This window comes from Streptomyces sp. SID3212, from assembly GCF_009865405.1.
GTDB lineage: Bacteria > Actinomycetota > Actinomycetes > Streptomycetales > Streptomycetaceae > Streptomyces.
This window is the reverse complement of sequence record NZ_WWJY01000970.1, coordinates 1-11280: the sequence shown is the minus strand read 5'-3', so window position 1 is coordinate 11280 and position 11280 is coordinate 1. Positions and strand designations below refer to the sequence as shown.

Sequence of the window (11280 nt, the reverse complement as noted above, 5' to 3'; positions counted from 1 at the left end):
CCCCCGCATCGGCTCCCGCTCCCGCAGCGGCGAACGGCAGCGCCGCCCACAGGCGGTCCGCCAGGCGCAGGGCGGGCCGGGTCAGCAGCGCCCCCGCCGCCATCACCACCACACCCGCCACCGCGTCCAGGAAGTAATGGTTCGCCGTGCCCATCACGACGATCGTGATGACCATGGGATAGGCGACCCCCACCCACCGCACGAACGGCGAACGCGCGTGCCGCCACAGCAGCACCCCGCACCACACGGCCCACCCGACGTGCAGACTCGGCATCGCCGCGTACTGGTTGGTCATCCCGCCGAGCCCGCGCGGCGCGCTCGCCTGCGCTCCCCACCAGCCGTACGAGCTGTACTGCGCCATCGTGTCCACGAAGCCGTGCCCGGCCTCCAGGAGGCGGGGCGGGCAGGTCGGCAGAAGCGTGAAGCCGATGAGTCCCAGGAGGGTGGAGAGCATCAGCCACGTACGGGCGGCCCGGTACCGGGCGGGGCGGCTGCGGAAGATCCAGATCAGCACCACCGGAGTGACCAGGTAGTGCAGCGAGGCATAGGCGAAGTCGGCGGGTATGCCCAGGGCGGGGGTGCTGGTGAAGAGCCGGTTGAGCGGGTGTTCGGCGTTGAGGCGCAACGCCTTCTCTATCCGCAGGATCGCCAGTCCGTGGCCGACCGCCGTGGACACGTCGCCGCGCGCCATCAGCCGGCCCGCCGAGTACGCGGCGTAGACGGCGACGATCAGCACCAGCTCGGCCCACCAGCGCGGCCGGAGCCGGAGCCGAGGCCGGGGGTGCGGCCTGGTCTCCGCGCTGGCGCTGTACGGCATCCGGACGATCTCCATCATGTTGTCATACGGTTTTCGGCCGACGTTCAACCGTACGGTGCGGCCGGTCGGACGTTTCGGCCGGGTGTCCCTCCGGATCAACGTTCGACAACATCACCTTCTCCCCGAAAGAGGACGCCGATATCCCCCTGGGGGTTGCCCAATGTTCAGGTACGCGATGATGGGGCGGCACCCGTTGTGAACTCCAGGGAGAGCCCCGATGGCACCGCGCGTCCTGCTGGCCCGGCACGGCCAGACGGCCTGGTCACTTTCCGGCCGCCACACCGGCAGGACGGACATTCCGCTCCTCGACGAGGGCAGGCGCGGCGCCACGCTGCTGGGCGAACGCCTGCACCGCGCGCCGTGGTCCGGGCTGGCCGGCGCCGAGGTCCGTACCAGCCCGCTGGTCCGCGCGAGCGAGACGTGCGACCTCGCCGGGTTCGGGGAGCGCGCCACGGAGTGGGACGCGCTGATGGAGTTCGACTACGGCGCGTACGAAGGGCTGACCCCGGCCGAGATCAAGGCCGCGCGGCCCGACTGGTTCATCTGGCGCGACGGTGTCCCCGACGGCGAGACCCTGGCACAGGTCGCCGCCCGCGCGGACGAGGTGGTCGCCTGGGCGCGGTCCGCCGACCGTGACGTCCTGGTCTTCGCCCACGGCCACATCCTGCGGGCGATCGGGGCGCGCTGGCTCGGCGAGGACGTGTCGTTCGCGGCCCGCATACGGCTGGACCCGACGTCCGTGTCCGTCCTGAACTGGGCGTACGGCTCCCCGGCGATCGAGGTCTGGAACGACACGGCGCATCTGGTGGGCTGAGCCAGGTCCCTGACGATCGCCGTACGGTCCCACGGGGCTACACGGCCGCGTGCCGCTCCAGGAACGCCGCCACCTCCGGTGACCGCCGTCGTGGCAGCAGCAGCCGGGCCGTCACCGCCAGCATCCCCTGGATCCGGGACGACTTGACCTCGTCCAGCAGGTCGAGCACCTGCCGCCCCGCCGCCGCGGCCTCGTCGGGCCGGCCCGCGCGTGCCAGGTCCGTGGCCAACTCGGCGCGGTAGAGCGCGAGATTGCGGGTGAAGTGCGGATCCTGGAGTACGGAGGCGCGGTACGCGTGCCGGGCCGCCCGCGCCCAGTCGCCCAACGCCGCGTGGCACTGCGCCTCCAGGGCCTCCAGCTCCGGTTCGCCGAAGAAGGACATCCACTCGGGGTCCGCGTCCGAGGGGCCCCGGTCGAAGAGCGTGTGGGCCTGGGACAGGGCCTGTTCGCAGTTCGTACGGTCCCCGAGCCCCGCCCAGCCGCCCGCCTCCCGCAGGGCGAGCAGCGACAGCAGCCGGGCGGACGACAGGTGCTTGGCCGCGCCCCGGCCCGCCTGCGCGGCCCGTAACGCCTCCCGGTACCGGCCCGAATCCCGCGCCAGGAACGACGTGTTGCAGAACGCGTGCGCCTCCAGCGCCGGGTCGCCCGCGACCCGCGCGGTCGCTAGCGCCTCCGCGTAGTGCGAGCGGGCGTCGTCGAAGCGTCCCGAGTCGTGCGCCAGCCATCCCACGGAGATCGACAACTCGCCCGCGCCGGAGTGCAGCCGGTCGGTGGTGGACTGCCGGGTCGCCGTCCCCGCGTCGAGCAGCGCGTACGCGCCGCGCAGCGGCACCGCCGCCTGGCGGTAGAGGCCGTCGGCGCCGTGCCGGTCGTCCAGCACGCGGATGCGCCGTACCGCCGCCTCGACGGCCGCCACTTCGGTGTCACCGATCCGGCGCGGGGCCGGGATCGAGGGCACGGCCGCGGCGGCCGTGCCGCCGAGGCCCAGGGTCGCGGCGGCCATGGTGACGGAACCGCTGGTCATGAATGCGCGACGCAGCACGTCGCTCTCCTCGCTGATCTCGCTGTGTCCCGGGTCGTGGGCGGTCTGCTCCACGGGTACCCGCGCCGCACGGCCGCGAACGTGCTCGCGGGCCGTGAAGCCCAGGTCGGTCAGGGTCAGCCCGGGGAACATGTGCAGGAAGACCCGTTCGTACGCGTAGTTGGGGCAGCGGATCTCACCCGCTTCCACCCGACCGATATAACGTGCGTCGCACGCCACGTGTTCACCGATCTCCCGGGCGGCCCTGCGCACGGCAGCGGCGAACTCCCCCGGCGAGCGCTGTCCGCGCTGCCGGCGGAAGGGGAGGTTGGGAACTGCCCGAGACGACGCCATGGCCGAGCCCTCTCCTGTGCTCCGGTGGTCCGGCGGGCAAGAACGTACCTCCTGGGACGGGGGGCACATACGGTGTTTGCCTACAAAGGGGATATCTCGCCCACGATCTGCCATGAACTGCCATCCTTTGCGGCGGTGTGGCTCCGTAGCTGTTGACTCCGGCGGACGTTGAACCCTATGGAGACTGTGGAGACGCTCGACGCGTCTCCGCTCGACGAGGAGGGTTCCCTTGTTAGGTGGAGGTCGGTATGGAGACCGGTACACGCCCGAGCGCGACGGCGGCGAGGCGCTGGACCTGGTGACGGTCCCGGCCCGGCAGGGTCTGGAGGCGGTGGACATCCTCCGGCGCGGGGCCACGCCTTCCGTGGGGCCGGTCCTGCACGACGGCTCCTGTCACACCCTGGGCTTCCTCGTGCCGCCCGGTACGGCGGAGGAGTGGGACGTCCCGGGCAGCGCCTGCACGCGGACGGGCGGGCGCGGTCCGCGTACCCCCGCCGAGGAGCCGCCGGTCACCGGAACGGGCTGGCTGCTGCCGCCGGAGGCGTCCGACCCCGTCACGGACCCGGCGGTGCTGCGCGCGGCGCTCGGCGAGGCGGCGAGACTCATCGAGGCGGCGGACCGCTGCCGGTAGTACGGCACACGGGACGCGCGCACAGGACGTACGTCGCACAGGACGTACGTCGCACAGGACGCACGTCAGGCACCCGGCACCACCCGTCCCGCACCCGGCGCAGGGGCCCGCACCCCCGCCGGATCTCCGCATGTCCGCCGCGACCCCGATACTGGGGGGATGGCCAGGAACAGGCGGGGCGGACGAGGTACGGCCGAGACGGTGACCGCACCGGTCGACGGCGGCCTCGCCGAACTCGTACCGGACCGGGAGCGCCCCCGCGCCTGGACGCTGCTCATCGACGGCGCCCCGCAGTCCCACGTGGATCTGGACGACCCCACCCACCTGTCCTTCGCGTACCAGCGCAGGCTCGGCCATGTCGCCGACCTCGTGGCGCCCGCCCCCCGACCCCTGCGCGTCCTGCACCTCGGCGGCGGGGCGTTCACCCTCGCCCGGTACGTCGCCGCCACCCGGCCCCGCTCGACCCAGCAGGTCGTGGAGGTCGACGCGCCGCTCGTCCAACTGGTCCGTGAGCACCTCCCGCCGGACCACCAGGCTCGGATCAAGGTCAGGTCCGCCGACGCCAGGGCCGGTCTCGGGAAGGTGCCGGACGGCTGGGCCGACCTGGTGATCGCCGACGTGTTCGGCGGAGCCCGTACCCCCGCGCACCTCACCAGCGCGGAATTCCTGACGGAGGTACGGCGGGTCCTCGCCCCGGACGGCTGCTACACCGCCAACCTCGCCGACGGGCCTCCCCTCGCCCACCTGCGCGGCCAGATCGCCACCGCGGCCTCGCTGTTCGGCCATCTCGCGCTGGCCGCGGACCCGGCGGTCCTGCGGGGCCGCCGCTTCGGCAACGCCGTACTCCTCGCGTCCGACCGGGAGTTGCCGGTCACGGAACTGACCCGCCGCATCGCGGGCGATCCGCACCCCGGCCGGGTCGAACACGGCCGCGCCCTCAGGGACTTCACCGGCGGAGCGGCCGTCGTCACGGACGCGAGCGCCAAGCCGTCCCCGCCGCCGCCCGCGGACGCGTTCTCGTAGCTTTCGGCTCCGGCGCGGCTCCGATACGGCTCCGGCGCGCCTTCGTCGTGCGCCGTGGCCGGTTCTGATCACAAGGAGGCCATCCGCCCTGGACAGTGCGAATGCCGTTGCCTAACGTTTGTTCAGCAACTTCCCGAACAATGGTTTGGTAACTCTCCGTAGGAGTCCATGGTGACGGAAAGCATGTCCCCCACACCTGTACACGCACCCCCACCCGCACCCGATTTCCCGATGGCACGCGGCTGCCCCTTCGACCCGCCGCCCGCGCTGCGCAGGATCCAGCACGAAGCGCCGGTCTCCCGGGTCACGCTCTGGGACGGCAGCACACCGTGGCTGATCACCCGCTACGAGGACGTACGGGCCGTGCTCGCCGACCCCCGGGTGAGTGCCGACTCCGACCTGCCGGGCTACCCGCACGCCACCCAGGCCACGGCCGCCCGGCTGGGGCGGGCCAAGACCTTCATCACCCTGGACGATCCCGAACACGCCGCCCAGCGCCGTCTCCTCACGTCCGACTTCATGATCAAGAAGATGGAGGCGCTGCGGCCACGCATCCAGCAGATCGTCGACGGCCTGATCGACGACCTGCTCGCCGGTCCGAAACCCGCCGACCTGGTGCAGGCGTTCGCCCTGCCGGTGCCCTCGCTGGTCATCTGCGAGCTGCTCGGAGTCCCGTACGCCGACCGTGACTTCTTCCACCGGCTCAGCAGGACGATGGTGTCGCGCGAGGCCACACCGGCGCAGTCCCTCGCGGCGGTGACGGAGATGACCGGCTATCTCGCCGATCTGGTGGACCGGAAGAAGGCCGACCCCGCGCGGGACGTCCTCGGCCGGCTGGCCGTCGAACAGCTCGGCACCGGCCGGATGAGCCGTGAACAGGTCGCCGCCATGGGCCTGTTGCTGCTGGTGGCCGGGCACGAGACCACCGCCAACATGATCGGCCTGGGTACGGTCGTGCTGCTGGAGAACCCGGCGCAACTGGACCGGCTGCGCGCGGCCGACGACCCCAGGGCGGTCGCGAACGCCGTCGAGGAACTCCTGCGCCACCTCAGCATCGTCCATTCCGGGCGGCGCCGGGTCGCGCGCGAAGACCTGGAGATCGGCGGGCAGTTGATCCGGGCGGGCGAGGGCATCATCGCCGCCACCGACGTCGCCAACCGCGACGAGGCGGTCTTCCCGGATCCCGACGCCGTCGACCTCGGCCGCGACGCGCGGCATCACGTCGCGTTCGGCTTCGGCGTCCACCAGTGCCTCGGCCAGCCCCTGGCCCGGGTCGAACTCCAGGTCGTCTACAGCACGTTGTACCGCCGCGTCCCCACCCTGGCCCTCGCGAAGCCGGCCGAGGAGCTGAGGTACAAGCACGACATGTTGGTCTACGGGGTGCACGAACTCCCGGTGATCTGGTGACCGGTGACCTGGTGACCGGAGATGCGGTGACCCGGAAACGGAAAGGAACAGCGCGATGAAGGTGGTCCTCGATCAGGACAAGTGTGTCGGCTCCGGGCAGTGCGTCCTGGCCGCGCCGGACGTGTTCGACCAGCGGGACGAGGACGGCATCGCCGTGCTGCTGGACCCGGACCCGCCCGAGGAACAGCAGGCGGACACCCGCGAGGCGGCGCGCGTCTGTCCGGCGCTCGCCATCACACTGGCCGAGTCGTGAGCGGTCCGTCCGAGATCGTTGTCGTGGGTGCTTCGGCGGCGGGCCTGACCGCCGCCGAGGCGCTCCGGTGCGAAGGCTGGACGGGGCGGCTCACGCTGGTGGGGGACGAGTCCCACCCGCCTTACGACCGCCCGCCGCTGTCCAAGCAGGTCCTGCGCGGGAGTTGGACGCCGGACCGTACCGCCCTCCGGCGTGACGACCACCTCGCCGGTCTCGACGCGCGCTGGCTCCTGGGCCGGGCCGCGACCGGGCTCGACGCCGCCGCGCGTACGGTCACTCTCGCGGGCGGCCAGGTGCTCCCGTACGACGGGCTGGTCATCGCCACCGGCGTCACCCCGCGCTCCCTCCCGCAGAGGCACGAACTCGGCGGCGTCCACGTCCTGCGCACCCTCGACGACGCGCTCGCGCTGCGCGAAGGGCTCCTCGCGGCGGCCTCGGTGGTGATCGTCGGCGCCGGTTTCCTCGGATCCGAGGCCGCGGCGGTGGCCGTCGAGCTGGGCGCGGACGTCACCCTCGTGGATCCGCTGCCCGCGCCGATGATCCGTCAGCTCGGGCCACTGGTCGGCGACTTGGCGGCCCGGCTGCACACCGCGCACGGCGTACGGGTGCGCACGCGCACCGGCGTCGAGCGACTGGCCGGGGAGGACGGCCGGGTGGTGGGCGTGGTCCTGGACGACGGCACACTCGTCCCGGCCGATCTTGTCCTGGTGGCGATCGGGTCGACCCCGTCCACCGGCTGGCTCACCGGCAGCGGGCTCCCGCTCGGCGACGGAGTGGAGTGCGACGAGCTGTGCCGGGCCGCCCCCGGCGTGGTGGCCGCGGGCGACGTGGCGTCCTGGCACCACCGGGACCTGGGACGCCTCCGCGTCGAGCACCGGATGAACGCCACCGAGCAGGGGACCGCCGCCGCGCTGACCCTGCTGGGCGCGGGCCGGCCGTTCACGCCGGTGCCGTACTTCTGGACCGATCAGTACGACGTGAAGATCCAGGCGTACGGCGTCACAGGCACAGGCAGGGGCGCAGGCGCTGGCAGGGGCGCAGGCACAGGCCGGGGAGCCGAGTTCCGCGTCGTCGCCGGGGATCCCGCCGAGGGGCGGTTCGCGGGGCTGTACGGCGGCGCGGACGGCCGGGTGGTCGGCGCGATGAGCTGGAACATGCCACGGGAGGCCCGCGCCCTGCGCCGGTACGTCGCCGAACGCGCGCCCTGGGAGGAGGCGACGGCCCACGCCGTGGGATGAGGCCGCGGGGAGGGGCGGCCGTCCGCGCCCCGGCGGTCCCCTCCCCGCGTCCGCCGCATGCGGTAAGAATGGCCTCGTGCCAGACGACGTGGACATCAAGCCGGAACGGACGCGTAACCGCTGGGGCGAGGGCGAGCGTCTGCGCGTCGAGATCCTGGACGCGGCCGGCCGTCTGCTCTCCGGGCTCGGCGGCGAGGACGGCCTCACCATCCGCGGGGTCGCCCGCGCGGTCGGCATCGCCCCCGCCAGCATCTACCACCACTTCACCGACCGGACGGCACTGGTCCAGGGTCTGATGGACCACGAGCACGCCCGGCTCCGGTCGCTGATGCGCGAGGCCGACGAAGGGGTGCCCCCGGAGGACGTGGCCGGGCGGGTCCACGCCCAGTTGTACGCGTACTGCGACTTCGCGACGGACAACCCCGCCCACCACCGCCTCGTCCTCGGCAACGGTTCCGGCGAACCCCGGTCCGCCGCGCCGCCCGTCCTCATCGACGTGGTGGAGGCGCTGACCGCCGCGTTCGACCGGTGCGAGGCGGCCGGGCACACCCTGCGCCTGCCGAGCGACCGGGCGGCGGTCATGGTCTTCGTCGCCGTGTACGGGCGGGTCGCGCTGCTGCACAGCATCCAGCGGGGACTGACCCCCGAGGAGCGCCGGTCGTTCATCGACGAGCTCGTCTCCCTGGTCCTCGCCTGACGCACCCGACGCACCTGACGCGCCCCGTCGTACCCGACGCGGAAGAAGCCAGGCCCCTCAGCGGTCGTCGAACTCCACCAGCGGCGGATGGTCGTGCCAGGTGCAGAAGACCGACACCTCCCGCCCGTCCCGGGTGAACGTCACCCGGATCCAGGTCGGCTGGGTCCACACCTGCATCTGCCACCCCGAGTCCGGCGTCGCCGACACCAGCTCCGCCGCGGCCTCACCGATGTCCAGGACCACCCGGCCCCCGTCGACCGAGTAACTCTTCACGTTGCCCTGGGGCGGGGCCGAGGACGGCTCGGCCGCCGGTTTCGAGGCCGGGCCGCCGTAGCTCTGCGACGGAACGGGAACGGGAACGAAGGTGAGCGTCGGGGACGGCTTCGCCGACACCTCCGGCTTCCGCGCCGAGGGGGACGGCGGCGACGGGGACGGACTCGGCGGGCGGTGCGTGGAGGACACGACCGGCCGGGCGCCCTGCGTCGTCGCGCTGTCCTTGCCGATCGGCACCGCGCGCGGCGGGTCGTACGCCGTCCCCGCCATCACCGTGTGGACACCCCACCACGACAGCGTGACGGCGGCGCCCGTCGCGAGCGACCACGCAATGGCATGTACGAGTCCGATACGCATCGGGGCCCATGGTGCCCCACCGGGGGTGCGGCGGGGAACCGCCTGCCGGTATCCCCCGAATGGCGTACGGTGCCGCCCATGCCCAGTGTGCTCGTGGTCGAGGACGACCAGTTCGTACGCTCCGCCCTCATCAGGCACTTGACCGAGGCCTCCCACACCGTACGCAGTGTCGGGACGGCCCTGGAGGCGTTGCGCGAAGTGGCCCATTTCCACTTCGACGTGGTCATTCTCGACCTCGGCCTGCCCGATCTCGACGGGTCGGAGGCGCTCAAGATGCTGCGCGGCATCACCGACGTGCCCGTGATCATCGCCACAGCGCGGGACGACGAGACCGAGATCGTCCGGCTCCTCAACGACGGCGCCGACGACTACCTCACCAAGCCGTTCTCCGTCGAGCACCTGTCGGCCCGCATGGCGGCCGTCCTGCGCCGCTCCCGTGCCACCTCGGGCGAGGCCGCGTCCCCGCGTGTCATCCGCGTCGGCGGCCTCGCCATCGACCCGCTGCGCCGCCAGGCCGAACTGGACGGCATCCGGCTCGACCTCACCCGCCGGGAATTCGACCTGCTGACCTTCCTCGCCGGGCGCCCCGGAGTGGTCGTACCCCGCAAGGAACTGCTCGCCGAGGTGTGGCAGCAGTCGTACGGCGACGACCAGACCATCGACGTCCACCTGTCCTGGCTGCGCCGCAAACTGGGCGAGACGGCCGCCCGGCCCCGCTATCTGCACACCCTGCGGGGGGTCGGCGTGAAGCTCGAACCCCCGGCCACGGAGCGGCCCGTATGAGGTGGGCACTGATCAAGGTCTCGCTGGCCGTCACGGTGATGGTCGTCATCGCCTTCGCCGTACCGCTGGGCATGGTCATCAAGGAGATGGCCAGGGACCGCGCCTTCACCAACGCCGAACGCCAGGCCGCCGCCATCGGCCCCACCCTCTCCATCACCTCCGACCGCGACCAGCTCGACCGCGCGATCGCCTCCACCCAGGCCGGCGCCGACGGCAAGATGGCCGTCCACGTCCCGCCCTCCGGCGAACCGGGCAGCCTCCCGCTGGAGCTGGGCACCCGCCGGGCCGCCGAGAAGGACCTGGCGACCGTACGGCGGCTGGGCCGCGCCTCCATCACCGTCGTCCCCGGCGGCTTCGCGCTGCTCCAGCCGACCGCCCTCGGATCCAGTCTCGGCTCCAACTGGATCGCCATCGTGGAGGTGTACGTCCCCGAGGCGGAGGTCTCCAACGGGGTCACCACCGCCTGGCTCGTGCTCGCCGGCGTCGGCATCGCGCTCGTCGTCGGCTCGGTGACCGTCGCCGACCGCCTCGGTCTGCGCATGGTCGAGCCCGCCCAGCGGCTCGCGGGCGCCGCCCACGCCCTGGGGGAGGGCAAGCTCGGTGTCCGCGTCCCCGAGGAGGGACCGCCCGAACTGCGCTCCGCCGCCGTCGCGTTCAACTCCATGGCCGACCAGGTCGTCCAGCTCCTCGCCAACGAGAGGGAGCTGGCGGCCGACCTCTCCCACCGGCTGCGCACCCCGCTGACCGTGCTGCGCCTCAACGCCGCCTCGCTGGGGGAGGGGCCCGCCGCCGACCAGACCAGAGCGGCGGTCGCCCAGCTGGAGCGCGAGGTCGACACCATCATCCGTACCGCTCGCGAATCCACCTCCCACACGGTCGCGAACACGCCCGCCGTCGGCTGTGACGTCTCCGAAGTCGTCCGCGAGCGTATGGACTTCTGGTCGGCGCTGGCCGAGGACGAGGGCCGGAAGGTACGGCTCGCGGGGGTCGGCGCGCCGATCCGCATCCCGGTCGCCCGCCCCGAACTCACCGCCGCGCTCGACGCGTTGCTCGGGAACGTCTTCCGGCACACCCCGGAGGGCACCGCGTTCTCCGTGGACGTGCACAACGGCGAGGACGCGGTGATCGTCCTCGTCTCGGACGCGGGCCCCGGCATCGCCGACCCCAAGGCCGCGCTCGTACGGGGCAACAGTGGCGGCCGGGAGGGCTCGACGGGCCTCGGCCTGGACATCGTGCGCCGGGTCGCGGAGTCGACCGGAGGGGACGTACGGATCGGGCGGTCCGTGCTCGGCGGCACGGAGGTCCGGATCTGGATCGGGCGCGAGGGATGGCGGCCCGCCCGCGAGCCGCGGGGCCACCGGTTGCGCGGGCGGAAACGCGGCACGCCGGGCCGCCGGGGCGCGGACATCTGACCTTCCGGTGACCTACCGGTGACCCTGCGGGCACCTCCGAACTTCCGGGCACCTCCACGTACCGGTCGGTCTTAACCGGCCCCCATGCCTTCCTTAAGGGCGCCCTAAGAACCTCAAGCACCGCCCCGAACAGGCCTTTTGTCGGTATCGGAGCGGCTAGCGTGCGTAAGCGCCGTCCCCGCCCGACCACCCCCCCCCCC

12 protein-coding genes are annotated in these 11280 nt (G+C 72.8%); 9 read left to right on the top strand and 3 right to left on the bottom strand.

All coding sequences use genetic code 11. From position 1 onward, the window contains the following. A partial coding sequence (locus tag GT042_RS29180; protein ID WP_237531316.1) for a phosphatase PAP2 family protein occupies positions 1-817 on the bottom strand: 817 nt, incomplete at its 3' end. A 217-nt stretch (positions 818-1034) separates the two neighbouring features. Here GT042_RS29180 and GT042_RS29175 point away from each other — a divergent pair. Then, positions 1035-1631, top strand: a complete 597-nt coding sequence (locus tag GT042_RS29175) for a histidine phosphatase family protein (RefSeq protein ID WP_161311704.1) — start codon at positions 1035-1037, stop codon at positions 1629-1631. Positions 1632-1668: 37 nt separating this feature from the next. On the opposite strand, the gene GT042_RS29170 is transcribed toward GT042_RS29175, so the two are convergent. Continuing rightward, positions 1669-3006: a tetratricopeptide repeat protein gene (locus GT042_RS29170; RefSeq protein WP_161311703.1), complete on the bottom strand. Its 1338-nt coding sequence runs from the start codon at positions 3004-3006 to the stop codon at positions 1669-1671. Between the two features lie 289 nt (positions 3007-3295). On the opposite strand from GT042_RS29170, the gene GT042_RS29165 reads away from it, so the two are divergent. The 6 genes from GT042_RS29165 to GT042_RS29140 all read left to right on the top strand — a co-directional run bounded on the left by GT042_RS29165 (position 3296) and on the right by GT042_RS29140 (position 8255). Further along, positions 3296-3637, top strand: a complete 342-nt coding sequence (locus tag GT042_RS29165; protein WP_161311707.1) for a hypothetical protein — start codon at positions 3296-3298, stop codon at positions 3635-3637. Positions 3638-3796: 159 nt separating this feature from the next. Beyond that, positions 3797-4660: a fused MFS/spermidine synthase gene (locus GT042_RS29160; protein ID WP_161311702.1), complete on the top strand. Its 864-nt coding sequence runs from the start codon at positions 3797-3799 to the stop codon at positions 4658-4660. Positions 4661-4843: 183 nt separating this feature from the next. Beyond that, positions 4844-6067, top strand: a complete 1224-nt coding sequence (locus GT042_RS29155) for a cytochrome P450 (RefSeq protein ID WP_161311701.1) — start codon at positions 4844-4846, stop codon at positions 6065-6067. A 55-nt stretch (positions 6068-6122) separates the two neighbouring features. Continuing rightward, the gene (locus GT042_RS29150) at positions 6123-6320 is read left to right on the top strand and encodes a ferredoxin (RefSeq protein ID WP_161311700.1); all 198 of its coding nucleotides are present in this window, start codon (positions 6123-6125) and stop codon (positions 6318-6320) included. Further along, a complete protein-coding gene (locus tag GT042_RS29145) occupies positions 6317-7558 on the top strand; it encodes an FAD-dependent oxidoreductase (protein ID WP_161311699.1) in 1242 nt (413 codons plus the stop codon). Before GT042_RS29150 ends, GT042_RS29145 begins: the two co-directional genes overlap by 4 nt. Positions 7559-7634: 76 nt before the next feature. Then, entirely contained in the window at positions 7635-8255 is a 621-nt protein-coding gene (locus GT042_RS29140) for a TetR/AcrR family transcriptional regulator (RefSeq protein ID WP_202534113.1), read from the top strand. A gap of 57 nt (positions 8256-8312) precedes the next feature. Here the strand turns inward: GT042_RS29140 and GT042_RS29135 are convergent, their stop codons facing one another. Next, positions 8313-8885, bottom strand: a complete 573-nt coding sequence (locus GT042_RS29135) for a hypothetical protein (protein ID WP_161311698.1) — start codon at positions 8883-8885, stop codon at positions 8313-8315. 78 nt (positions 8886-8963) lie between these two features. Between GT042_RS29135 and GT042_RS29130 the strand changes: the two genes are divergently transcribed. Both GT042_RS29130 and GT042_RS29125 read left to right on the top strand, forming a co-directional pair. Beyond that, complete coding sequence (locus tag GT042_RS29130) at positions 8964-9668, top strand: response regulator transcription factor (RefSeq protein WP_161311697.1); 705 nt, start codon at positions 8964-8966, stop codon at positions 9666-9668. Then, on the top strand, positions 9665-11080 hold the full coding sequence (locus GT042_RS29125; protein ID WP_161311696.1) for a HAMP domain-containing sensor histidine kinase: 1416 nt from the start codon (positions 9665-9667) through the stop codon (positions 11078-11080). Before GT042_RS29130 ends, GT042_RS29125 begins: the two co-directional genes overlap by 4 nt. Positions 11081-11280: the final 200 nt, after the last annotated feature.